At 64.6% G+C, this 24,601-nt stretch carries 20 protein-coding genes; 2 read left to right on the top strand and 18 right to left on the bottom strand.

Features of this window, described 5'->3' with window-relative positions:
• Positions 1-82: 82 nt before the first annotated feature.
• The 4 genes from accC to dsbD form a co-directional block, all read right to left on the bottom strand.
• Positions 83-1,426: an acetyl-CoA carboxylase biotin carboxylase subunit gene (gene accC / locus DOM45_RS04105; RefSeq protein WP_110598264.1), complete on the bottom strand. Its 1,344-nt coding sequence runs from the start codon at positions 1,424-1,426 to the stop codon at positions 83-85.
• Positions 1,427-1,447: 21 nt separating this feature from the next.
• Positions 1,448-1,915 carry an acetyl-CoA carboxylase biotin carboxyl carrier protein gene (gene accB, locus DOM45_RS04100; RefSeq protein WP_110598263.1) on the bottom strand — a complete coding sequence of 156 codons (468 nt, stop codon included), beginning with the start codon at positions 1,913-1,915 and terminating at the stop codon, positions 1,448-1,450.
• A gap of 80 nt (positions 1,916-1,995) precedes the next feature.
• The gene (gene aroQ / locus DOM45_RS04095) at positions 1,996-2,439 is read right to left on the bottom strand and encodes a type II 3-dehydroquinate dehydratase (protein WP_110598262.1); all 444 of its coding nucleotides are present in this window, start codon (positions 2,437-2,439) and stop codon (positions 1,996-1,998) included.
• 252 nt (positions 2,440-2,691) lie between these two features.
• Positions 2,692-4,698 carry a protein-disulfide reductase DsbD gene (gene dsbD, locus DOM45_RS04090; RefSeq protein ID WP_110598261.1) on the bottom strand — a complete coding sequence of 669 codons (2,007 nt, stop codon included), beginning with the start codon at positions 4,696-4,698 and terminating at the stop codon, positions 2,692-2,694.
• A gap of 288 nt (positions 4,699-4,986) precedes the next feature.
• Between dsbD and DOM45_RS04085 the strand changes: the two genes are divergently transcribed.
• Positions 4,987-6,018 carry a DUF2333 family protein gene (locus tag DOM45_RS04085; RefSeq protein ID WP_110598260.1) on the top strand — a complete coding sequence of 344 codons (1,032 nt, stop codon included), beginning with the start codon at positions 4,987-4,989 and terminating at the stop codon, positions 6,016-6,018.
• A gap of 282 nt (positions 6,019-6,300) precedes the next feature.
• On the opposite strand, the gene ppa is transcribed toward DOM45_RS04085, so the two are convergent.
• Positions 6,301-6,831, bottom strand: a complete 531-nt coding sequence (gene ppa, locus DOM45_RS04080) for an inorganic diphosphatase (protein ID WP_110598259.1) — start codon at positions 6,829-6,831, stop codon at positions 6,301-6,303.
• Positions 6,832-7,030: 199 nt separating this feature from the next.
• Here ppa and DOM45_RS04075 point away from each other — a divergent pair, with 199 nt between their 5' ends.
• The gene (locus tag DOM45_RS04075) at positions 7,031-8,746 is read left to right on the top strand and encodes a bifunctional protein-serine/threonine kinase/phosphatase (protein ID WP_110598258.1); all 1,716 of its coding nucleotides are present in this window, start codon (positions 7,031-7,033) and stop codon (positions 8,744-8,746) included.
• Positions 8,747-8,867: 121 nt separating this feature from the next.
• Here the strand turns inward: DOM45_RS04075 and DOM45_RS04070 are convergent, their stop codons facing one another.
• From DOM45_RS04070 to tssE, 13 genes are all read right to left on the bottom strand, one after another.
• Positions 8,868-10,151: a TRAP transporter large permease gene (locus DOM45_RS04070; protein ID WP_110598257.1), complete on the bottom strand. Its 1,284-nt coding sequence runs from the start codon at positions 10,149-10,151 to the stop codon at positions 8,868-8,870.
• A complete protein-coding gene (locus DOM45_RS04065; protein ID WP_110598256.1) occupies positions 10,148-10,789 on the bottom strand; it encodes a TRAP transporter small permease in 642 nt (213 codons plus the stop codon). Before DOM45_RS04065 ends, DOM45_RS04070 begins: the two co-directional genes overlap by 4 nt.
• An 11-nt stretch (positions 10,790-10,800) precedes the next feature.
• Positions 10,801-11,778 (bottom strand): DctP family TRAP transporter solute-binding subunit, encoded by a 978-nt coding sequence (locus tag DOM45_RS04060; RefSeq protein WP_110598945.1) that lies wholly within the window; start codon positions 11,776-11,778, stop codon positions 10,801-10,803.
• 530 nt (positions 11,779-12,308) lie between these two features.
• Positions 12,309-13,133 carry an HpcH/HpaI aldolase/citrate lyase family protein gene (locus tag DOM45_RS04055; RefSeq protein ID WP_110598255.1) on the bottom strand — a complete coding sequence of 275 codons (825 nt, stop codon included), beginning with the start codon at positions 13,131-13,133 and terminating at the stop codon, positions 12,309-12,311.
• Between the two features lie 92 nt (positions 13,134-13,225).
• A complete protein-coding gene (locus tag DOM45_RS04050) occupies positions 13,226-14,425 on the bottom strand; it encodes a CaiB/BaiF CoA transferase family protein (protein ID WP_110598254.1) in 1,200 nt (399 codons plus the stop codon).
• Positions 14,426-14,474: 49 nt separating this feature from the next.
• Positions 14,475-15,839: an MmgE/PrpD family protein gene (locus DOM45_RS04045; RefSeq protein ID WP_110598253.1), complete on the bottom strand. Its 1,365-nt coding sequence runs from the start codon at positions 15,837-15,839 to the stop codon at positions 14,475-14,477.
• Positions 15,832-16,230: a VOC family protein gene (locus DOM45_RS04040; protein ID WP_110598252.1), complete on the bottom strand. Its 399-nt coding sequence runs from the start codon at positions 16,228-16,230 to the stop codon at positions 15,832-15,834. Before DOM45_RS04040 ends, DOM45_RS04045 begins: the two co-directional genes overlap by 8 nt.
• Positions 16,231-16,238: 8 nt before the next feature.
• The gene (locus DOM45_RS04035) at positions 16,239-17,408 is read right to left on the bottom strand and encodes an acyl-CoA dehydrogenase family protein (RefSeq protein WP_110598251.1); all 1,170 of its coding nucleotides are present in this window, start codon (positions 17,406-17,408) and stop codon (positions 16,239-16,241) included.
• Positions 17,405-18,271 (bottom strand): HTD2 family dehydratase, encoded by an 867-nt coding sequence (locus DOM45_RS04030; protein ID WP_110598250.1) that lies wholly within the window; start codon positions 18,269-18,271, stop codon positions 17,405-17,407. The genes DOM45_RS04035 and DOM45_RS04030 overlap by 4 nt, the downstream gene beginning before the upstream one ends.
• Positions 18,272-18,466: 195 nt before the next feature.
• The gene (gene tssH / locus DOM45_RS04025) at positions 18,467-21,142 is read right to left on the bottom strand and encodes a type VI secretion system ATPase TssH (RefSeq protein ID WP_110598249.1); all 2,676 of its coding nucleotides are present in this window, start codon (positions 21,140-21,142) and stop codon (positions 18,467-18,469) included.
• Complete coding sequence (gene tssG, locus DOM45_RS04020; protein ID WP_110598248.1) at positions 21,139-22,215, bottom strand: type VI secretion system baseplate subunit TssG; 1,077 nt, start codon at positions 22,213-22,215, stop codon at positions 21,139-21,141. The genes tssH and tssG overlap by 4 nt, the downstream gene beginning before the upstream one ends.
• Positions 22,179-24,014 carry a type VI secretion system baseplate subunit TssF gene (tssF, locus tag DOM45_RS04015; protein ID WP_110598247.1) on the bottom strand — a complete coding sequence of 612 codons (1,836 nt, stop codon included), beginning with the start codon at positions 24,012-24,014 and terminating at the stop codon, positions 22,179-22,181. The genes tssG and tssF overlap by 37 nt, the downstream gene beginning before the upstream one ends.
• Positions 24,014-24,496 (bottom strand): type VI secretion system baseplate subunit TssE, encoded by a 483-nt coding sequence (gene tssE, locus DOM45_RS04010; RefSeq protein WP_110598246.1) that lies wholly within the window; start codon positions 24,494-24,496, stop codon positions 24,014-24,016. The genes tssF and tssE overlap by 1 nt, the downstream gene beginning before the upstream one ends.
• Positions 24,497-24,601: the final 105 nt, after the last annotated feature.

The following is a 24,601-nucleotide window of genomic DNA, read 5'->3' as shown; positions in this document are numbered from 1 at the left end:
GGTCGCTCTCCGGAATGATGATGGTGACGAAAACGGGGCGGGCTATCGCTGGATAGACCGCCCCGCCGGGATGGGCTCGGGTTCAGCTCAGCCCGAGCTTTTTCTCCAGATAGTGGATGTTGACACCCCCGCGCTGGAAGGCGCTATCGCGAACCAGATCCTTCTGCAGGTCTATATTGGTCTTGATGCCCTCGACCAGCAGTTCGTCGAGTGCGTTTCGCATCCGGATCAGGGCGATATCCCGATCCGCGCCCCAGGTGATCAGCTTGCCGATCAGCGAATCGTAGTAGGGCGGTACGCTATAGCCGGTATAGATGTGGGAATCCATGCGCACGCCCAGGCCGCCGGGCGGGTGATAGAGGTCGATCTTGCCGGGGGAGGGCATGAAGGTGCGTGAGTCCTCGGCATTGATGCGACACTCGAACGCATGGCCTCGAAGCTCGACATCGGACTGCTTGATCGATAGCGGCTGACCGCAGGCGATACGCAGTTGCTCCTTGACGATATCGACGCCAGTGACCATCTCCGTCACGGGATGCTCCACCTGGACCCGGGTGTTCATCTCGATGAAGAAGAACTCGCCGTTCTCGTAGAGGAACTCGAAGGTCCCCGCGCCCCGGTAGTTGATCTCGATACAGGCATCGGTGCACGACTTCAGCACCTTGGCGCGCGCCTCGGGATCCAGGTGCGGTGCCGGCGCTTCCTCGAGCACCTTCTGGTGACGACGCTGAAGGGAGCAGTCACGGTCGTAGAGGTGGATGGCATTGCCCTGGCCGTCGGCCAGCACCTGTACCTCGACGTGGCGGGGGTTCTCGAGGAACTTCTCCATATAGACGGTGCCGTCGCCGAACGCTGCCGCCGCCTCCGAACGGGTCACGCTGGCTGCCTTGGCGACCTCGTCGTCGTTGCGCACGACGCGCATGCCGCGACCGCCGCCGCCGGCTGCCGCCTTGATGATCACCGGGTAGCCGATACGACCGGCGATGCGGCGAATCTCGGCGTCGTCGTCCGGCAGCGGGCCATCGGAGCCTGGCACCGTCGGCACGCCGGCGGCCTTCATGGCGTTGATCGCGCTGACCTTGTCACCCATGAGGCGGATGGTTTCCGCCCGCGGCCCGACGAAGGTGAAGCCGGAGCGCTCGACCTGCTCGGCAAAGTTGGCGTTCTCGGACAGAAAGCCGTAACCGGGGTGGATGGCGCTCGAGTCGGTGACTTCCGCCGCGCTGATCAGGGCGGGAATATTGAGATAGGACTGTGCCGAGGCGGCGGGGCCGATACAGACGGCTTCGTCTGCCAGGCGCACGTGCATCAGTTCCCGGTCGGCCTTGGAATGAACCGCGACGGTCTTGATCCCCAGTTCCTTGCAGGCGCGCAGGACACGGAGGGCGATCTCGCCGCGGTTGGCGATGAGTACCTTGTCCAACATGATGGTTTCGCTCGTGTGGCCTTAGTTGATGATGATCATCGGCTGGTCGAACTCGACCGGCTCGCCATCCTCGACCAGGATCGCTTCGATCACGCCATCCTTGTCGGCTTCGATCTGGTTCATCATCTTCATCGCTTCGACGATACAAACGGTATCGCCCTTCTTGACGCTCTGGCCGACTTCGACGAATGCCTTGGCGCCCGGCGCCGGCGACCGATAGAAGGTTCCGACCATGGGGGAGGTCACGGCGTGGCCCGTGGGCTGCACGGGGCCCGGCTCTGCAGGATCCGGGGCCGGCGTGGCCACCGGGCCGGGCCCTTGGGCCGCCGGTGCCATGGACTGCGGCATGTACATCGGCTGCTGCATGGCACCGAAGCCATTGGGATGACGGCTGATGCGAACCGACTCCTCGCCTTCCTGGATTTCGATTTCGCTGATGTTGGACTCTTCCAGGAGTTCGATGAGTTTCTTGACCTTGCGTATATCCATGGCGATGTCTCGGGTTGGTTGAATGTGAAAGTTGACGGTGACGGTGTCGTTTCAGCGAGTGTTCACGGGCGTGAAGGGCGTCAGTTGCGACCCAATTGCGAGAGTGCGGCTTCCAACGCGAGGGTGTAGCTCTCGGCACCGAATCCGGCAATGACGCCTCGGGCGACATCGGTGAAATAGGAGTGGGCGCGGAAAGGCTCGCGTGCGTGCACGTTGGAGAGGTGCAGTTCGATGAACGGGATATCGACGCCGGTCAGCGCATCGCGCAACGCCACGCTGGTGTGCGTGAAAGCGGCCGGGTTGAGCAGGATGAAATCGATGTTCTCCTGCCGGGCGCGGTGCACGCGCTCGACCAGCTCGTGTTCGGCGTTGGATTGCAGCCACTCGAGTTGATGGCCGGCGCTCAGGGCCCGCTCGGTCAGACGCACCCGGATATCCTCCAGCGTGGTCGTGCCATATACCGACGGCTCGCGAGTGCCGAGCAGATTCAGGTTGGGACCATTGAGAACCAGGAGTCTAGCCATGACAGTCCTTGCGCTGTTAACCCGTTCGTGAATTGCCGAGATCGCGTCACTTTGCTGCAAGATGGCGTCGTCGGCGCACCGTTTTTCGTTGGTGTCGAAGTTTGCCGAAAAAGACTGAGAGTGTCCACCCTGACCATCGAACGATGTTCGGTAATGCATGATCACGGATCACGGATCACGGATCACGGATCACGGATCACGGATCACGGATCACGGATCACGAGCCATGGGCCGCGAGCGGCTTGCCACCGGTCAAGAGTCTCGCGGCGGGCCGACAGGCCCGTCGTCCCGCAGCCGTTGCTGTAACGCTTCCAGGTGACTGGCCAGTGCCGGGGCATCGATCTCGCCCTGAACGCGAGCGTCGTGGAGCTCCTGCCCGCCGGCGAAGAACAGCAGCCCCGGTGGGCCGAACAGGCCGTAGCGGTCGAGCAGGTCTCGGCTGGCGGCCACGTCCCGGGTCACATCGGCGCGGAGCAGGGTGAAGTCGGCCAGGCGTTCGGCCACCGCTGGCGCGGGGAATACCCGCTGCTCCATCACCTTGCACGAGATGCACCAGTCGGCGCTGACGTCGACCATGACCGGCCGCCCCGCGGCGCGGGCCGAGGCCAGCGCCGCATTGAGCTGATCGAGATCGTCGACGGTCTGGAAGGCGGGGCGCGTCACGTCGGCAGCCGCCTCGGCATCCGTTCCGGCCAGGGGCCGCAACGGGTCTCCGCCGCCCTGGGCCGCGCCCCATATCATCGCCGTGCCCCACACCAGCAGCGCCCAGCCCGCCGCCTGGCGTGCCCGTGGCCAGCCGGCAGTGGTCCGCGTGTCCAGAGCGCCGAGTGCCAGCGCGCATCCCAGCGTCAACGCGCCCCACAGCAGCAGGCCGACAGGGCCCGGCAGCAAGCGTTCGATCAGCCAGATGGCGACGCCGAGCAGCATCACGCCGAACACGGCCTTGACGCCCTGCATCCAGGCGCCGGTACGCGGCAACCACTGTCCACCAAAGGTGCCGACCAGAATCAGCGGCACGCCCATCCCCAGCGCCAGTGCCAGCAGCGCCAACGCGCCGCCCAGCGTTTCGCCGGTGGTGGAGATGAAGACCAGCGCGCCGGCCAAGGGCGCGGAAACGCACGGCGACACTACCAGTACCGATAGGGCGCCGGCCGCTGCCAGTCCCGCCGGGCCGCTGCGCTGGAGCCGGTTCTGCCAAGCGTCGATCCGCTGGCCGACCGCACTGGGCAGGCGCAGGTCGAAAGCGCCGAACATCGCGATCGCGAACAGCGCGAACAGCAACGCGAAAGGGGTCAGGACCCAGCCCGACTGAAGCCGGGCCTGCAGATTGAGCGAGGCGCCGAACATGCCCATCAGGGTGCCGAGCAGGGTGAAGGTCACGGCCATGCCGGCAACGTAGCTCGCCGACAGTGCCAGTGCGCGCCCGCGTCGGGCGTTCTGGCCCACGATGATGGCGGTCAGGATCGGCAGCATGGGTAGCACGCAGGGGGTGAAGGTCAGCCCCAGCCCGGCGAGGAAGAAGAGACCCAGCGCACCCAGGCCGATGCCCGCGTCGAGCAGTGACCGGAACCGGCCGTCGGCACTGGCATGGGCGAGCGTCGGTGCGTCGCCGGCGGCAGGCATCGGAGCCGGGGTCGACCGGATGCTATCGGGGGGGCTGGCCGGGTTGGCCAGCGGGGCGTCATCGCCGGATGCCGAGAACGGATTGCCGGCGGCCTGTTCGATCGGCGACGACTTGGCGTCACGGGTCGCGTCGGTATATGCCGCTGGCGGTGGGCCGGCCTTGGCCTCCAGCGTCCAGTGTTCGGGGGGGTAGCAGAGTCCGGCGTCGGCGCAGCCCTGGAAGGTGAGGATGACGGGGATCGAACCTCCGGTATCGGCGGCGTCCTCGACCTTCGACAGCGGTGCGCTGATCTCGACCTGGTCGTGGAAGACATGCACGTCGCCCAGATACGGGTCGTGCTTGAACTCTCCCGGCGGCAGCTCGAGCGTGCCCAGCGTCACGCCGGGCTGGCGGCTCTCCAGCGCAAAGCGGTGGCGATAGAGATAGTGGCCGGGTTCATTGCGGATGCCGACATAGACGCGCTCATCGTCATGCCAGGCGTAAGCGTGGAACGCCTGGTCGACGGCCAGAAACTGCGCGTTGCCCTGGGCGAACAGGGGCTGGCGCTCCCGTTGGAGGAGATCGGCGTGGGCGGCGCCCAGCGGTGCTGACAGACAGCAGCAAAACAGCAAAACCAACCGGTAGAAACGCGACATGCTCTAATGGGTATCCCGACGACGAATGAGGCTTGGCCCTGACGATCTGGGCGGTGGTGACAAAGCCGCGTGAAACGACGCGTCTTTCGATCGCTTGGTGACGGAAAAGTGCCATCGATCGCGTCGGTGGGCTAGGCCCGGCATGCAGCGAAAGGCGGGCTGCGCGTCACGGGGAGCATGATAGGATAGAGTCATATCGTCTCCCAACCCGTTTCCGGTCGGGCCTGGCTGCCGCAGGCGGCCTTTCTCGACATGATTTCCAACCTCCCGAAATGACAAGGATCGTCCATGGCTCTATTTCGCAGGAACAAGGCGCCACTGTCGCGTACCGAGGTTCTCGAGACGCCCCAGTACGGCTGGATCTGGAAGCCGCTGGTGGCGCTGGTCGTCATCTACCTGCTGGTCTGTATCGTGCTCGGTATCTGGTGGAGCTGGACGCCCGCGCCCACGGACCCGAGACAGGCGGTCGAGATGCAGCGGGGCTTCCCCCAGAGTGTCGATACCGGCGGAGAGGCGCAACCGGTGCCGCCTGGCGAAGCCTTGTTGGCCACCAATATCTCGATTCTCGATACGCTGCTCCACAAGCCTGGCGGCTACCTGCGCAATGACGTCATGCCCCCGGGATTGTGGCTCGACAACATGCCCAACTGGGAGAAGGGCGTCACGCGGCAGGTTCGCGACGCGGTCGCCATGCTGGGCGGTGCGTTGAGCGTCGGCAGTGCGCCGTTGAACCAGGCCAACGAGTCGCTTGGCGGCGATCTGGACAGCTGGCGCTGGCCGGCGTCCGAGACCCTGCTGAAATCGGCGCGCAACAACCTGGGCGAAGCCTTCACCGCACTGGAAAACAGTGCCGGGCCGGGCGCCCCGACCCAGGATGCGGCCGCCTCGACCGAGCCGGCGGCAGCGCCCGACTCCGCCGCGCTGGCGGAGTGGCTGGGCCAGGTCCAGCAGCGGCTGCAGACCCAGACCCAGCACCTGGCCGCCAACGTCGGCCAGTCGCCGAATGGCGACCAGCAGACGGACAGCACGCCTTGGCTTCGCATCGACAACGTGTTCTTCGAGGCGCGCGGCACCACCTGGGCGCTGGCGCAACTGCTGCAGGCCGCCAGGATCGACTATGCCGACGTGATCGAGAGCAGCGGCGTCGGTGGCGATTTCGACCAGTTGGTGGCGGAGCTGGAGAGCTCTCAGGCCCGCGTCTGGAGCCCGGTGATCCTCAATGGCTCCGGATTTGGACTATTCGCCAACCACTCGCTGATGATGGCCAACTACACGGTGCGGGCTTCCCAGCTCGTCGAGAAGATCCGCAATCAGCTCTGATCGCCGGGTCCCAGAGGGTGTTTACAAATTCGACGAGCGAAGGCAGGAGAAGGCGAAATCGGTCGAAAAAAGGACCGGGCTGGCGTTCCAGTTGACACGGGGTAAATGAGCATTTTGACCGGGCTCGCGTACGAGGCCGATTTCAACGCCGTATCGCCGAGCGCAGGCATTTTGTAAACACTCCCTCAGAGCCTGCGCCACAACGTCAAACGCCGCCCCGGGCTGGATGCCGGGGCGGCGTTTTTCGTCAGTGCCGCGAACGGAGACCCGAGGGCGTGACGCTTACTCGTTCTCGTAGGCGCTGACGGCTTTCTCGATCGCCTTGCGGGCGGCGTCGGCGCCGTCCCATGAGTCGATCTTGACCCACTTGCCCTTCTCGAGATCCTTGTAGTTCTCGAAGAAGTGGGCGATCTGCTGACGCAGCAGCTCCGGCAGGTCGGTGACCTCGTGCACGTCGTCGTAGAGCGCGCTCAGTTTCTCATGGGGCACGCAGACCAGCTTGGCGTCCTCGCCGGCTTCGTCCGACATGTTGAGCACACCCACCGGGCGGGCGCGGATCACGCTGCCGGGCTGGACCGGGTAGGGCGTGACCACCAGCGCGTCGAGGGGGTCGCCATCATCGGCCAGCGTGTTCGGGATGAAACCGTAGTTGGCCGGATAGAACATCGGGGTGGCCATGAAGCGGTCGACCACCAGCGCGTCCATCTCCTTGTCGATTTCATACTTGATCGGCGCGTGGTTGGCGGGAATCTCGATCGCCACGTACACGTCGTTGGGGAGATCCTTTCCGGCGGGAATCTTGTCGAAACTCATCGTTGAGTCCTTGCGGTTTGCAGGTTGAACACCAGCGGGCGAAAATCCGGGGAATTATACGAATAGGCTAGGCCGATTACCAACCCGGGCCAAGAACCGCCATCCGAAAACCTCGACGCGGAGACGCCGATGTCACCGGAGGTGTCGGTCCCGGGACAGGAGCATCCGTCGCCTTCGTCGATCAACCGGGAGAAAGCCGTTGTCGAAAAGCTCACTGTCATTGACCTACGGTCAGGCCTTCGTCGCACCGGATCTGCATCGTCATCGTAGCTCGATGTCGGTTCAGATCCCCCAGGGCGAGCAGCTGGTCTCCAAGGGTGGCTGTGCGCTGATCAGCGACTCCACCTGGCGCAACTCGATCGCCAAGCAGGCCGGCGATCTCAGTGTGCGGGGGTTCCTCGCCGACTACTACTCGACTCCCGAGCACTGGGACATCAAGACCTCCGCGACCCGCGTACTGCGTGCCCTGAACAGCTGGTGTCACAGCCAGAGCGGTTATATCGAAGGGGGGAGTTACATCTGCTCGCTGTCGGCGATGATCTTTCATCAGCACGACGCTCACCTGTTCCACATGGGCGATACCCTGGTCTACCGCATCCGGGGCGCGGAGTTCGAGCAACTGACCCGGGATCACGTCACCGACCTGGGCGGGTATCGCTACCCCTCCCGGGCGCTGGGGATGGATGGCCACGTGGACATCGACTACTCGACCTTTTCGCTCAAGCAGGGCGATCTGTTCCTGTTCATGACCCAGGCGGTCCGCGGCACCCTGGTGCCGTCGGAGTACGTGCAACTGATCCGGGCCGATGTCAGCGATCTGGACGCCGCCTGCGAGCGGCTTGCCGAGGCGGCCAACCAGCGGGCGATCGAGCGCGGCTACAACGCCAACCAGTTCTGTTTTCAGCTGGTACGTGTCGACCGGCTCTCGGACGACGAACCGGACGAGCCGCCGCGGGTCTATCACCATCTGCCGGTGCCGCCGGAGCTGGCCAAGGGCGAACGGCTCGACGGCCTGGAGATCGTCGATGTGCTCTCCCGGACCGCCAAGGCGCGGCTCTACCGGGTGCGCGATGTGCGCAGCGGCCGCGAGATGGTGATGAAAGCGCCCAGCCCCGAGCTCTCCACGCGCAACGTCTATCTCGAGCACTTCGGCTTGCAGCAGTGGGTCGTCGAAAGGGTCAACTCGCCGTTCGTGGTCAAGGTGATGGAGCCGGCTCGGCCCCGCCGTTATCTCTACTATCTGATGAGCTACGTCGATGGCGAGACGCTGACCGAGTGGCTGGGACGGCACCCCCAGGCCAGTCTCGAGCAGCGTCTCGAGATCGCGCGGCAACTGGTCAAGGCCGTGCAGGCGCTACACCGCCACGACGTGCTGCACCAGCACATTCACCCCGACAACATCCTGATCGACCGGCATGGCAACCTGCTGCTGACCGATTTCGGCGCCTGCCACAAGCGCGAGGGCGACGCCCTGGGCGAGGCACGTCAACTCGCGCGTCAGGTCGGGCTGACCGAACACAGCGCGCCGGAGTATGCGCTGGACACCGAGGTCGGTCGGCGCAGCGACCAGTATTCATTGGCTTCCACCATCTACTGGATGCTCACCGGCCACCTGCCTTATACCCTCCTGCCCAATCATCTGCGTAGCCATACCGACCTGGAGCAGATGACCTATCGCCGCGCGCAGTTGAGCAACCCGGCGATCAGCGGCGATCTCGACGACGCGCTGCGCCGCTCGCTCGATCCGCTGCGGGCGCTGAGGTTCCGCCGGATCACGGAGCTTGCCTACCATCTCCGCCCCGCACCGAAAGGCGACGAAGAGGGGCGGCGGCCGTGGCGGGAGCCGGCTAACGTGTGGCAGGCCATCGCCACCGTGCTGCTGCTGCTGCTGATCCTGTCCTGGTGGCTGAAGTAGTCGCTCTCGATGGGTCGGGCAACGAGGTCGGAACGCGCGGGGAGTGCGGCTGCCCGCCAAGAGAGAGGGCGCCGTGACGGCGCCCTCGACAATGGCATGCTGTGATGGCTCGTCTCGTCCGCTAAGGCATTCCCAGCCAGTTCGGCAGGCCGAGCGAGAGGAAGGGCACGTAGGTCACCAGTAGCAGGAAGCCCAGCAGCAGGAACAGCCACGGCGTTGCGGCCCGGATCGTGCGGGTCAGCGGCATGCCGGTGACGGCCGACGCCACGAACAGGTTCAGGCCTACCGGTGGCGTCACCAGGCCGATCTCCATGTTGACCACCATGATGATGCCGAAGTGGATCGGGTCGATGCCCAGTTGGGTGGCGACCGGAAACAGGATCGGGGCCAGGATCAGGATGATCGCCGAGGGTTCCATGAACGACCCCGCCACCAGCAGCACGATATTCACCACCAGCAGGAAGGTGATCGGCGAGAAACCCTGCTCGACGACCCAGGCCGTGATGGTCTGCGGGATCTGCTCCGTGGTCAGTACATGGGCGAACAGCATCGCGTTGGCGATGATGAACATCAGCACCACCGAGAGCTTGGCGGCGTCGAGCAGCACGCCGGGACACTGCCTGAGGGTGATGTCGCGATAGACGAACAGCGCGACGAAACCGGCATAGACCGCGGCCACGGCGGCGGCTTCGGTGGGCGTGAAGAACCCGCCGTAGATACCGCCCAGCACGATCACGATGGTCAGCAATCCCCAGCTCGCCTTGCGGGCGGTGGCGAGGAACTCGCCGACCGACGGCCGCGGCAGCGCCGGCATCTTCTTGATCCGCGCGACGATGTAGATCGCGACCATCAGGATCAGGCCCAGCAACAGGCCGGGCACGATGCCCGCGACGAAGATCTTGCCGACGGAGCTTTCGGTGACCGTGGCGTAGACCACCATCACGATCGAGGGGGGGATCAGGATGCCCAGGGTGCCGGCGTTGCAGACGATGCCGGTGGCGAAATCCTTGGTGTAGCCGGAACGCGCCATCCCCGCGATGACCACCGAACCGACGGCAGCGACCGTGGCCGGGGAGGAACCCGAAAGGGCCGCGAACATCACGCAGGCGAGCACCGAGGCGATTGCCAGGCCGCCGCGGATATGGCCGACGCAGGCATTGGCGAAATTGATCAGGCGTTTCGCCACGCCGCCGCTGGTCATGAAGGCGCCGGCGAGGATGAAGAACGGGATCGCCAGCAGGGTGTAATGTTCGGAGGTCTCGAACAGCTTGATGGCCAGCGAGCTCAGCGAATCCTGGCTGAACAGCATGATGGTCAGCGAGCTGGCGATGCCCAGCGAGAACGCGATCGGCACGTTGAGGAAGAGCAGGCCGAAGAGCACCACGAACAGAAAGGCGATGGTCATGTCGGCTTCTCCTCAGTGCCGGCTTCGTCCTGGAGCTTCAGGGCGTCGGTGGACTCGTTGCTCAGTTCCATGGTGATCTGCTGGCCGCGCAGCATCCGGATCAGCACCTCGATCAGGCGGATCAGCACCAGGGTGAAGCCGATCGGCACGATGATCGTGATGTGCCACTGCAGAACCCCGTACTGGTCGAGATCCTCGGCACCGATGCCGGCCCGCATCAGCGCCATGACCCAGCTGTAACTGGAGACGGCGAACAGCGCGGTATAGGCGATACAGATCAGGCACGTCAGAATGCCGACCCCACGTCGCGCACGCTCCGGCAGCAGTCTGACGATCAGATCGACGCCGATGTTGGCGCCGATGCGCACGATGTAGGCGATCCCCAGGAAGATCAGCCAGGCGAAGCACGCCTTGGTCAGGGCAATGCTCCAGGTCATCTCCTGGGCCAGGTCGATGATGAAATCGCCAATCGCGAAGAGCGGCGTTTCCGCGAACGGAAACAGATCCGCTGCATCATAGAAGACGGTATAGAGGTTATTGACCATCACGTAGCTGAAGGTCACCAAGGTCATGAGGGCGAGGAGGAAGGCCACCAGGCCCTCCTCCAGATGCGCCCAGGCACGCAGGAAACGTGTCATGGTCGGCTCGGTTACTGGGAGGTTTCAGATTGGGCGGTATCGGACTGATTGGCGCCCTGGGCAGCCTCGATCAGGTCTTCACCGATGTCGTCCTGGAACATCTTCCATACCGGACGAACCGCTTCGCGCCAGTCTTCGCGCTCTTCCGGCGTCAACTGGATGATCTCGCTGGTGCCGGCGTCGATGATCGACTGCTTGGCTTGCTGGTTGAGGTCGTAGGCCTGCTGGTTCACCTTCGTGGTGACGTCGGCGAGAATCTCTTCCAACTGGCTGCGGATATCGTCCGGCAGTCCGTTCCAGAAGTCGGCGTTGGTGATCACCATGTAGTCGATGATGCCGTGGTTGGACTCGGTGATGTAGGGCTGCACTTCGTGCATCTTCTGGCTATAGATGTTCGACCAGGTGTTCTCCTGACCGTTGACCACCCCGGTCTGCAGCGCCTGGTACACCTCGCCGAAGCTCATCTTGCGGGGAACGGCGCGGAGCACCTTGAACTGCTCGTCGAGCACGTCGGAAGCCTGTACGCGGAACTTGAGGCCGCGGGCATCCTTGGGTTCGCGCAGCGGCTTGTTGGCAGAGAGTTGCTTCATGCCGTTGTGCCAATAGGCCAGCCCCTGGATGTTGCGATCCTGCATCGAGTCGAGCAGGCCCTGGCCGGCGTCGGAATGCTGGAAGCGGTCGACCGCATTGATGTCGTCGAACAGGAACGGGAGGTCGTAGAGCTGCAGGCTGGGGCTGTACTGCTCGAACTTGGCGAGCGAGGGGGCCAGCATCTGCACGTCGCCGAGCAGCAATGCTTCCATCTCCTTGCCATCGCCGTAGAGCGATGAGTTGGGATAGACCTCGACCTTGACCCGGTCGCCGAGCTTCTCCTTCACTTCCTCGGCGAACATCTTCGCGCCCTGGCCCTTGGGCGTGTTCTCGGCCACGACGTGGGAGAACTTGATGACGATGGGATCCTGCGCCTGAGCAGTCGCAACGCCACCCATCAGGATGGCAACTCCGATCGCGCCAAATACTGTTTTTGGATTGATGAGGGACATGGCATTTCACTCCTGGGTTTGTTCTGTCGTCTTGGCGTCTGTCATAACGCCTTATTAGCGATGCCAGGCGGAGTATGCGGATAATTATCTCGATTCGTATATTCAACCTTCGGCGGGACTCGGGACCATTAGGGCGATAAAGATAACGCTTTTCTCTGGTTTAAAAAGTTTAAAAAGTCGGAGCTGGAGAGTTGGAGAGTGCCGGTTTTGATATAATGTCAAAAACAGAAATTCTATTGAATTCAAATAGTAATGCTATTTTCATGAATTCTTTGAAGTGCAGATCATGGCCCGTCGTCGATGGAATTTCATGCCCAATCATCGTCGCAGGATCGCGGCTATTCCAGCAGGTTGCCGCGGCAGTCAAGCTCGAGGTCACAGAAGTTAACGTGGATCATCGTCGCCAGGACAGCGAGATTGCATGAGCTGGCGGCGCGCTGGTAATGCTCGCCGCCAACTGTTTCGGTTAGGGTCTTTCAGCCCCGGTCGGCACTGGCGACGAGCCGTCGGGCGCGGGCCATGACCGGCGCGTCGATCATCTGGCCGTCTATCTGCCCGGCTCCCGCGTCCTGCTCGGCCGCTGCGATCACGCGCTTCGCCCAGGCCAACTGGTCGGCGGTAGGCAGAAACGTGTCGTTGACCACCGTGACCTGGCTCGGGTGGATACAGAGCATGCCGGCAAAGCCCATCTCGACGGCGCGCCTGGCGGCACGCTGGATGACTCCCATGTCGCGGAATTCGGGATGCACGGTCTCGATGGGGGCCGCGAGTCCGGCCAGGCGCGACTGCAGGATGATCTGATAGCGTGCCTGGTCCAGCATCCAGTTCCCCCCTTCGCTACCCGGCTCGATGCCAAGGTCCAGGCTGAGATCCAGTGCGCCGAAGCTCAACTGGACGACACCCTCGACCCGCGCCAGCTTTCCCAGATGGTCCAGGCCCTTGGCGCTCTCGATCAGTGGAATCATCGGGTAGCCGAGTGCCTCCACCTGGGCCAGACTCCTGGTGCTTTCCGCTTTGGGAACGACGAGCCCGGCGATGCCCGGCCGGTCATGGCATAACGCGAGATCCTCGAGAAAATCATCGGTGTCCGCGGCATTGATCCGCACCCAGACGGTGCCCGGCGATGCCGTCTCGAGAAAGTCACCCAGCGCCTGACGGGCCATCGGCTTCGCTGCTGGCGCGACCGCATCCTCCAGATCGACGATAACGATGTCGGCGCCGCTGGCCAGCGCCTTGGGAATGCGTTCGGGGCGATTGGCCGGCACGAACAGGGCCGAGCGAGGTGGGGTGGTCAAGGTCATGAGCCGATTCCTTGCGGTGGCGAATGCGTGGTGGATGAATGGCTGCGTGAGCGATGGATGGCGGGTGTCAGCCGGTCTTCGGGCGGTACCCGTCAGATCGTACCGGCCTGGCGCAGGGTGTTCACCTCCTCGTCGGCGTAGCCCAACTGCCTGAGGATAGTCGCGCTGTGTTCGCCCAATGCGGGGACCGCGTCCATGCGTGGCTCGTACGCTGCATTGCGCCCGGGCGGCAACGCTGCCGGCACCTGCCCGCCAGGGGTGATCACGTCGCGCCAGCGATCTCTCGCGGCCAACTGCGGATGGTTCCACACACCGGCCATGTCGTTGACGTGGGCATTGGCAATCTGGGCCTGATCGAGACGGGCGATCACCTGCTCCGCCGTGAGTTCGGCGAAGACCGTGTCGATCAGCTCGCGCAGGGCGGCGCGATTGGCCGAGCGCTTGAAGTTGGCATCGAAGCGCTCGTCCGCGGCCAGCGCAGGCTGTTCCATCACCTTCTCGCAGAACAGCTGCCACTCGCGCTCGTTCTGCAGTCCCAGCATGACCGTGCCGCCGTCGCCGGTCGGGAAGGGGCCATAGGGGTAGATGGTGGAGTGGGACGCGCCGGCGCGAGGCGGTGGTGTGGCGCCGTCGAAGGCGTAGTACATCGGATAACCCATCCACTCGACCAGGCTCTCCAGCATCGAGACATCGATGTGCGAGCCCTCGCCGGTCCGTCCGCGAAGCAGCAGCGCGGCAAGGATGTTGCTGTAGGCGTACATGCCGGCGGCGATATCGGCGACCGAACAGCCCGCCTTGGCCATGGCATCGGGCTCCGGGCCGCCGGTGACGGAGAGAAATCCTGCCTCGCTCTGGATCAGCAGGTCGTACGCCTTCTTGGTCTCGTAGGGGCCGCCTTCACCATAGCCGGAGATGTCGCACACGATCAGCCTGGGGAAGCGCGCGTGCAATGCATCAAAGCCGAGCCCCATTCGGGCAGCGGCCCCGGGCGCCAGGTTTTGCACCAGCACGTCCGCCTCGCCGAGCAGATCGTCGAGAATCGGCGCGGCAGCCTCGTGCTTGAGGTTGAGCGTCAGGCTCTCCTTCGACCGGTTGGTCCAGACGAAGTGCGACGACAGGCCGTGAACCCGCTCATCGTAACCGCGGGCGAAATCGCCGACACCGGGGCGTTCGACCTTGATCACCCGAGCCCCCTGGTCGGCGAGCTGGCGGGTACAGAAGGGCGCGGCGATGGCGTGTTCCAGGCTGACGACGGTAATGCCATCCAGCGGACGAGGCGGTTGAGCAGTCATGAGGGATCCTGTTCGCGAAATGGAGATGCGATGCCGGCGGGTCGCCGGCTCACAGCAGTGGCTCGAGGCGTGCCACCGAGGGCAGGTGCCAGGCGTGGGCGATCAGCCTGACGACTTCGTCATCGTCGGCGGCACCCGAGAAGGTCACGAGGCGGCGGAACTTCGCCTCCAGCTCTTCCCGGCTCAGGGTGTTGCCCGGATCGCCCTTGGGTTCATCGATGGCCGCGCTCAAGCGGCGGCCGTCGCGGGTCGTGACCTCGACCCGACCCAGCCAACGTCGGGGGTAGGCCTCATCCACCTCCGGGTCCAGTACCATCGACACACGCTGGCGGAAACTGGCCACCGCCTCGTCCTGCAGGGCGTGATCCCGGAAGCTGGCCAGGCTGGCGTCGCCATGAACCGCGATCAACCCCAGCACGCTCCCCATCGAAAACTTGGCCTGATGAATGGTGCGCGGGTCGACCACCGGTCCGAGCACGTCGATCGCCGCCTGATGGACTCTCGCCGTGACGCTCTCGATGGCGTCGTGGGTCAGCGCTTCTCGCTGCATCAATGCCAGCAGGGCGTCCGCCGCCGGATGCGTATGCCGGCAGGAAGCATGGAACTTGAACGACGTCTCGACCAGCGCCCAGCGCTCGCCGAGACGATCCGTCAGCCGGCTCGGATCGGCATCGGTCGACATCCCGGCAGCCATTCCCTGGGGGCCGTCGAGAATATGCCTGGCACCGGTCAGGCCGCTGTGGGTCATGTAGGCGGCAAGGAGACCATCGGAGGCTGCCTTGGCCGTGTGCAACTGCTTGGAATCGGCGGCGTCGCGCAGAAATTCCCATAGCCCCGCCGCCTGGGTGCCGGCGTTGCCGAGCAGGTTCACGAAACCGTCGGTGTCGAGTTCCATGAGCTTGCCTGCGGCCACTGCGGCGGCCAGCGTCCCGGCGGTGCCGGTGGTATGGAAGACACGGTAGTGGGAGCGACCCAGAAACTCGCCGATCCGAATGCCCGCTTCGTAACCGGCCACGGCGGCGGTGATCAGCGCCTCGCCGCTGCTGCCCAGGTCCTGGGCGGTGGCGAGGGCGGCAGGAAAGACCACGGTCGCCGGGTGAAGCACCGAGCTGTTGTGCAGATCGTCCTGCTCGACCACATGCGAGGCGGCCGCGTTGACGAGGGCGGCGAAGTGCGGCGACGTCATGCGCCGGTCGGTCAACTGTTGGCAGCCTCCATCACTCGGCCCCATGAGTTGGCTGTACTGCTCGAACAGCGGGATCGGTGCGTGGTTCTTGCCGGCCAATGCCGAGCCCAGCCAGTCCAGGTAGTAGGCCTGGCAGCGCTCGACGACCGCTTGCGGGATGTGGGGGTAACTAAGCTCGGCCAGAAAGCCTGCCAGTTCTCGCGTTCGATCATGGGTCAGGTCATTCATTGCCAGGCTCCTCCATGCGATTGGCGATCTCTATCAGGTTGCCGTCAGGGTCGCGAACGTAGACGGAACGGATCGGGCCGGTGGCGCCGGTCCGATCCACCGGACCTTCGATGAGCGTGATCTGTTCGGTCTCGAGGTGGGTGATCACCTGCTCCAGCGGTGTGTCGCTGAGGAAGCAGAGATCCGCCGAGCCCGGCGTGGGGCGGTGCGCCTTGGGTTCGAATTCCTGGCCGTGACGGTGCAGGTTGATCTTCTGCTGGCCAAAGACGAGCGCGCTACGCCCGTTGCCGAAGGCGATCCGCTTCATCCCCAGCGCACGACCGTAGAAATCGCAGGTCGCATCGATATCGGCGACCGTCAGCACCAGATGATCCAGCTGTGAGATCTTCATGGGTAACCTCAGAACGAGCGTGGCAGGTCGAGCAAGTGCTCGGCGACGTAGGAGAGGATGAGGTTGGTGGAGATCGGGGCGACCTGGTAGAGGCGAGTCTCGCGGAACTTGCGCTCGACGTCGTACTCGGTGGCGAAGCCGAAGCCGCCGTGGGTCTGCAGGCAGACATTGGCCGCCTCCCACGAGGCCTTGGCCGCCAGGTACTTCGCCATGTTGGCGCTGGCCCCGGCCGGCAGACCGGCATCGAACTCCTGGCAGGCACGCCAGCGCATCAGGTCGGCGGCTTCCACCTCGATATGGGCCTCGGCGATGGGGAACTGCACCCCCTGGTTCTGACCGATCGGGCGATCGAACACGACGCGCTCGTTGGCGTAACGGCTGGCCTTGTCGATGAACCAGCGGCCGTCGCCAATGCACTCCGCCGCGATCAGGGTGCGTTCGGCGTTGAGGCCGTCGAGAATGTAGCGGAAGCCCCTGCCCTCCTCGCCGATCAGGCTATCCGCCGGCAGCTCGAGATTGTCGAAGAACAGCTCGTTTGTCTCGTGGCCGACCATGTTGTCGATCGGCTGGACCGTCATGCCATTGGCGATTGCCTGATGCAGGTCGACCAGGAAGATCGACATCCCCTCGGACTTGCGCTTGACCTCGGCCAGCGGCGTCGTGCGCGCCAGCAGAATCATCAGATCAGAGTGTTGAATCCGCGAGATCCACACCTTCTGGCCGTTGATCACGTACTTGTCGCCGCGCTTGACGGCCGTGGTCTTGATCTTGGTGGTGTCGGTGCCGGTGGTGGGCTCGGTGACGCCCATCGACTGCAGGCGAAGCTCGCCGCTGGCCAGCCTGGGCAGGATGGCGGCTTTCTGCGCCTCGCTGCCATGCTTGAGCAGCGTCGCCATGTTGTACATCTGGCCGTGAACGAAGCCGGCATTGCCGCCGCAGCGGTTGACCTCCTCCAGAATCACGCTGGCTTCCGCCAGACCCAGACCCGAGCCGCCGAACGCCTCGGGGATCATCGCACCGAGCCAGCCGGCTTCGGTCAGCTCGGTGACGAACTGCTCGGGGAAGCCCTGGGCCTTGTCGATGTCGCGCCAATACTCGCCATCATATTGCTGGCACAGGCTGCGAACGCCGTCGCGGATCGCTTCCAGCGCCTCGTGGTCGATGGGGTTGAGGCTCATGCTCGAGACTCCTGGTCTTCAATGTCGTGGAATTCAACCGTGGCGCGATGGGCCGGCCCGTCGTCGTTGCCGGCGGTCAGCTCGGCCGTGCCATGGTCGGTGATCCGGCCGGTGGTCCGAAACGGCTTGTCGGCGATCAGCGGACGCAGACCGCGATACTGCATGCGCGTCGGGCGCAATTGAGGATTGGCGTCGCAGAACGCCTGCAGTTGCAGCGTCGCGATCAGCGGGCCATGGACTACCAGCCCCGGATAACCCTCGGTCCCGGTGACATACGGCCAGTCGTAATGAATCCGGTGGCCATTGAAGGTGACCGCCGAGTAGCGGAACAGCAGCACCGGGTCGGGGTCGAGGGTCTGCGACCAGTCGGCTTCCGGCATCGGCTCGTCGAGCGACAGTTTCGGCGGGGAAGGCTGGCGATAGACGATATCCTGGGCTTCGCGAATGGCGAGCTCGCCAGCCTGGGAGTAGTCGTGCTGTACCGTCACGAACAGCAGCGAGCCGGTGCGGCCGTGCTTCTCCTGAATATCGGTCACGGTGGAGACGCGCTGTGCTTCGATACCCACTTTCAACGGACTGAGAAACTCGACGCGGCCACCGGCCCACATCCGGTTGCGGTCATCCGCCGGCGGCAGGAAACCGCCACGAGTCGGATGACCGTCACCGCCGAGCTGCGCGCCGGGGAGCGGGTTCTGGAAAAACGCCCAGTGCCACAAGGGGGGCAGGGGCTCGCCTGGTTCTGGGCAGGGTCTGCTGAACGTCGCCGCGACCCTGGCAACCAGGGCGCTATCGAGACGATCCGTGCTCTGCTCGCGGTTGCCGAGCCACCGCTGGAGCGTCTCTTGGGGCAGATTGTCGGGCATGACGCGATTTACCAATCTGGGGAGGTATCGCCAGCATGGCCGGACTCGATATCGGGGGAAATCTGTCTTTCGTGGCAGGGGGCTTTGGTTTCGCTGAATACGACTTTGGTGGATGACCGTCGCGCGCCGAATGGCAAACGTCCCCGACGGCACGCTCGGCCGCCGGGGACGCTATCGTCTCGCTACGCTGTCGACTCAACTCAGCGCGTAAGCGAATTCCCCCTGGTCGTCGAGGCTGACCGTCAGTTTCTCGATCGCCTCGCCATTGGCCATCTTGTCCAACACCTGGGCGGCGACGGTCGGCATCAGGCTGCCGGAGAGGATGTTGTCGATATTGCGTGCGCCGCTGTCACTGTCGGTGCAGCACTCGGCGACGGCTTCGATGATCGCCGGGTCGTACTCGAACTCGGCGCGATGGTTGTATTCGAAGCGGTGCTTGATGCGGTCGAGCTTGAGCCGCACGATGTTGTGCAGAATCTCTTTCTGTACCGGGTAGTAGGGGATGATGTTCAACCGGCCCAGGAACGCCGGCTTGAACACGCCGTTGAGCTGATCGCGCAGGCTTTCGACGATCGCATCCGGCGCGGGCAGGGACTCGACGCCCAGGCACTGCTGCATGATGTCGTCGGTGCCGACGTTGGAGGTGAGCAGGATCACGGTGTTGCGGAAGTTGATCTCGCGACCTTCGCCATCGTCCAGCACGCCCTTGTCGAACACCTGGAAGAACAGCTCCAGCACGTCCGGGTGGGCTTTCTCCACTTCGTCCAGCAGCACCACGCTGTAGGGCTTGCGGCGCACCGCTTCGGTCAGCACGCCGCCCTCGCCGTAGCCGACGTAGCCGGGGGGCGAGCCCTTGAGGCTGGAGACGGTGTGGGCTTCCTGGTACTCGGACATGTTGATGGTGATGACGTTACGCTCGCCACCGTAGAGTGTGTCGGCCAGCGATAGCGCGGTTTCGGTCTTGCCGACGCCGCTGGGGCCGAGCAGCAGGAAGACCCCGATCGGCTTGTTGGGGTCCTCCATCCGCGCCCGCGAGATTGCGATGCGCTTGCCGATCTCGGAGAGTGCGTGATCCTGGCCCAGCACGCGCTCGCCGAGCAGTTCGGGCAGGCGCTGCACGGTGGCGATCTCGTCACGCATCATCTTGCCGAGTGGAATGCCGGTCCAGTTGGAGATCACCTCGGCGATCACGTTGCCGTCGACATGGCCGTGCACCAGCGAGTGCTCGCCCTGAATCGCGGCCAGCTCTCGCCGGACCTCGCCGATCTGCCGGCTCAACGCGTCGGTATCGCCGTCCTGCTGGCCGGCCTCGATGGATTCGCGCTCCGCCTCCAACCCTTTGAGGTGCGTCACGATCTCCTGCTCGCGCTCCCAGCGTGCGCTGAGATCGTCGATCTCGCTGCGGGTCGCGGTGAGCTGTTCGTCGAGCGCGGCGAGGGTTTCCGCATGATCGCTGCCTTCGCGCTGTTCGCGCTGGAGAACGGCGATCTCGCTGTTGAGGTTGTCGACGCGACGATGGGCGTCCTCCAGCGCCGCCGGCTGCGAGGACTGCGCCAGGGCGACCCGGGCGCAGGCGGTGTCGAGCACGCTGACGGCCTTGTCCGGCAGTTGGCGGCCGGTGATATAGCGGTGCGACAGGCGAACGGCCTGGACGATGGCATCGTCGAGAATGGTCACCTTGTGATGATCCTGCATCCGTTCGTTCAGGCCGCGCAGCATGTTGATGGCCACCGGCTCGGCCGGCTCCTCGACCTTGACCACCTGAAAGCGACGGGCCAGCGCCGCGTCCTTCTCGAAGTACTTCTTGTACTCCGCCCAGGTGGTGGCGGCGATGGTGCGCAGTTCGCCGCGCGCCAGCGCCGGCTTGAGCAGGTTGGCGGCATCGCCCTGGCCGGCCTGTCCGCCGCTGCCGATCAGGGTGTGGGCCTCGTCGATGAACAGGATGATCGGATGCAGGCTGCGCTTGGTCTCCTCGATCACGTTCTTGAGTCGGCTCTCGAACTCGCCCTTGACCCCGGCGCCGGCTTGCAGGAGCCCCAGGTCGAGGGTGCGCAGCTCGACGTTCTTGAGCGGCGGTGGCACATCGCCGTTGACGATGCGCAGTGCCAGACCTTCCACCACGGCGGTCTTGCCGACACCCGCTTCGCCGGTGAGGATCGGGTTGTTCTGGCGGCGTCGGGTGAGGATGTCCACCATCTGGCGCACCTCCTCCTCGCGGCCGAGCACCGGATCGATGCGCCCGGCGCGGGCATTGCCGGTCAGGTCGATGGTGTACTGGTCCAGCGCCGGGGTCTTGCTCTTGCCGGGGCGCCCGCCGCCGGCCTGGGTGTCCGAGGAGTGGCCGGCGCTCTGGCTCGGGCCACTGGCGTTCGTTCCCTCGCCGAGCGGGCGCACGTGCTGATCTTCGCTGCTGCCGCCGATCAGGTCATCGAGATGTGCCTGCAGGTCGTCGACGTTGATCCGCTCGAGCTCACGGGCGCCATCCAGCAATACCCGGCGCAGTTCGTCGTCCTTGAGCAGCGCCAGCAGCAGGTGGCCACCGCGAATCTGGGCCTCGCCGTGATCGATCGAGGCGATCACCCAGGCGCGCTCGATCAGCCGGGTGATGCGCGGCGATAGGGCGGGCGTTCGAGTATTGCCGGTCTTGAAGGTGGAGACCGTCTCCTCGAGCTGCGTCGCCAGGCGATCGAGCGACACGTCGTAGTGCCGGGCGATGCGCAGGAAGTCGTTGTCGTCGCTGTCGAGCAGCTTGAGCAGCAGGTGCTCGATATCGACATCGTACTGGCGCTCGGCCAGGCACAGTGCCGCTGCGCCTTCGGTGGCTTCGCGGCAGGGATCGTTGAGCTTGTCGAAAAGGGATTTGAGACTCACGCCGTGGCTCCGTCGTAGGGAATGTCGAAGAGTGCATGGCCGTGGGAGGCGGCCGGTCGGTCGGCGGGTTGGAGCCAACCCAGCCGCCCCAGGTTGATACTGCCCCCCGCACCCAGTTGGGGGGCGGGAATGCTGTGCCTGTCGAGAATCAACTCGATCTCGAAGTCGAGTTCGATGCCGGCGTAGAAACGCACCAGCTTGATCAGCTTCCGGTGCGCTTCGGTGTCCGGCAGTAGCGAACGGTAGGCGCTCAGGCTCAGCGGCCCGAACGAGACGCGAAAGGCGGATTGATAGTCACGCACCCGGGTGCCGGCCACGGCACTCTCCCCGAGCCTGGCATTGGCCTGGCCGAGGCGGGTGTACTGCGCCGGATCGAGGCGTATCCAGCGGCCAGCGAACGAGTCGACCCGGCAGGGCAGCTGGAAGGTGTATTCCAGGATCGACTGCAGGTTGCTCGGATTGCGCGGCCGCTGCGACCACAGCCCGGAAAACCAGCTGAACAGGTCACGGCGCAGCGAGCCGGGCGCGTCGTCGCGGGCGAGACTCTTCTCCAGCGTGGTGGGCGTGAAACCCACCAGGTGCAGCAGCCACTCCTCGAAGTCCGCGCTGCCCTTGCGCTCGTATTCGATATGGAAGCGGTACTTCTGCCACGCCTCGTAGAACAGCGCCGTCATGCGGTGCGAGAAGAAATCCATGAACGCATGGGCGGCATCGTCGCGCTTCTCGATATGACGGTTGATCAGCAGTTCGGTGTAGGGGCGCGGCAGGACGCCGGACGGCCCCACCAGCCCCATGAACGTGACCTGGATCTCGCTCAGTGGATCGCCGCTGGCGGAACGGACCTTGTCGCTCTCGAAGGAGAGGTCGCTGATCTCGCTGGGCGGGAAGTTCAGCGACAGCAGCGAGCGAAATCGCAGCGGGTCCTGATGGGGGCGGTTTTCGGGATCGATACGCCCGGTGCGGCTGTAGTGCAGCCGCAGCAGGCGCACGAGCTGGAAGAACCCGAATCGCCAGGGCTCGGCGCGGGCCTGATCGATCAGACCAGGGGCTGAGTACCGGTTCTCGGCTTCCATTGGGCGACTCGCTGTTCGCGCTGACGAGAGCGCAGGGTGAGTTGGGTGAAGCTGTTGAGGCTGCAGTACTGGCCGAAGAAGTGGTCCAGCACCATGCCGAACAGGTAGATACCGCTACCGGTGAACTGGCTTTCGTCGAGCTCCAGGGTGATGCCGGTGCCGCGCACGAAGGCGGGGCGCGGATGACCGATGCGCGTCATCACCGGTTCGCTCGCGATCGAGGCGATGCCGTTGATCTGCTTGCGGATCGCCGAAGCCTGGCGATAGTTGTAGAGCGTCAGCAGCTCCATCAGTGCTTCGCGGCCGTCGGAGACCAGCGACAGATGGTTGAGCGACAGGTGCGAGACCAGGCGCCAGATCAGGCCCTTGCCCATGGGCGGGCGTACCGGGGCCGTCGGCTTGCGCAGGCAGCGGATCTGCTGCACCACCTGCTCGCGTTCGAGGGTGAAATCCCCCTGCGGGTGGCCGAAGGTCATCAACTGCGGGAGGTCGCGATTGCTGCAGGTGAGCTTGAGGCTCAGGGTGTCGCTGCTGGCGTCGAGCATCTCCAGTTCGCGATCGACCACCCTAAGGCGCATTTCGGTGCCCGGGTCGCGGGCGTTTTCCGAGGCGACCCGCCGCGCGATCCAGTAGCTCTGGCGGGCCTGCTTTTCACTGTCCCGCGGTTCGAAGAAGGGCAGGCAGGGCGCAACCTCGTCCTGCATCGCGGTGCGAATGACCCGCGTGACCTCGTCGATCGAGACGATCTCGGTGGAACGGGAGTGGCGCACGTCCGGCACCACCGGATATTCATGGCGCGTGTGGCTGAGCTTGATCGGTTCGGCCTGCTGCGGGAACAGGTTGACCACCGGGGTGCAGCCGAGACGGAAATTGTGGCGCCCCACGGTCTGCGCCAGCCGGGCGAGACGCTCGTGCTGATCGTAGTCGCGGAACAGGAAGTGAATCTGGACCTGGGTCACCGGCTTGCCGGCAAGGGGGCGGGCCAGGCCGTTCAGGTCGAAGAACAGGAATTTCTCGGGAAAGGTGAAGTACTCGTGAAGCAGGCGGTAGCCCAGGAACGATCGCTCGGAGTAGTCGATCAGCCCTTCGTCGTGACCGAAGCCGACCGGAGCGATGGCATCCGGTGCCAACCCGATCTCGCGCTGCTGCCCGGCATCGACGAAGCTGACCGAGATTCGCGCCACGTTGTTGAACAGCAGCTCGTAGAGCGGGTGCATGAGTGTGCCTTCCCCGTCGAGGAAGAATCTCAGGCGATCCATGCCCAGCTTGCCGAAATCGGTGTTGCCGAGGCTCTCGAGCGACAAGGTCAGCTTGGCGACGTTGTCATTGCCGTGGGCATTGAACGACGAGCGCTCCAGCCGGGTCAGTTCGGCGCCGCTCACCGCCACCGGCCAGACATCCACCGGGTAGCAGGTGCGGAAGCGGCAGAAGGAGTCCTCCACCGGGCGTGAGTGCAGCGCCGTGTGCCGGGGCAGGTGATAAGCGCCGGTCAGGGAGGTCTGTGCCCCCGGGTCGAACTCGACGATCGACAGTGCCGGTGTCGGACGCAGGTAGTGCGGGTAGAGCACGTCGAGAAACGCCTCGACGATCTCAGGAAAGTCGTCGTCGAGTTTCTTGTGAACCCGGGCGCTGAGGAAGGCGAAGGACTCGATCATCCGCTCGGCGTGGGGATCCTCGCAGTAGTCTCCCTCGAGCAGCAGTCGCGAGGCGATTTTCGGATACCGTTGAGCGAACTCCTGACCCAGAAAACGCAGGTGGGAGAGTTCCTTCTCGTAGTAGGGCAGCAGGTCGTCGAGCATCAGATCAGGTTCTGCACCTTGTATTGGCGAGTGTTGACTTGCAGTACGGCATCGAAGGCCACGCGCTGGCTCGCTTCGCTCAGCGACAGCACGGCTTCGATGCGGAACTGGAGAATACGGTCGTGGCTGTCCTGGTTGAGCAGTTGCACGCGCACGCTGCTGAAGCGCTTGTCGCCCTGTTCGATGGTGCGTTCGAGCTGGCGCTGGATCAGCCGGCGATCCTCGGTGCTGCGGACGCCACGGCTGATGAAGTCCGGCAGGCCGTAGTCGAGCAGGGTGCCCTGCAGTGACGGCCAGCCATCCAGCCCGTCGGCCACCAGCTCCCGGCGGGTGTTGACCAGGAGTTCGAGATCGCGCACCACCGAGCTCTTGTAGTCGGCCAGCGAACAGCGATGGCCGGGTTGCGCTTCGGTCGAGTGCTGCGGCTCATCGTCGAGTAGACGGTCGAGCAGGGTCGGAACCATCTGCAAGGGTTCGCTCATCTCATTCTCATCTCACGATGGATCGTGGCGACGCCGTCCCGCGCGCCGTGCTTCCCGGATATCGCCTCGGATTCGCCGGCGGGCATCGGTACTTGACCGCTGCCC

Origin of the sequence: Salinicola lusitanus (assembly GCF_003206045.1) — a bacterium.
GTDB classification, from domain to species: Bacteria; Pseudomonadota; Gammaproteobacteria; order Pseudomonadales; family Halomonadaceae; genus Salinicola; species Salinicola lusitanus.
Note: the sequence above shows the minus strand (reverse complement) of the source record. Positions and strands in the feature narration are given on the sequence as shown.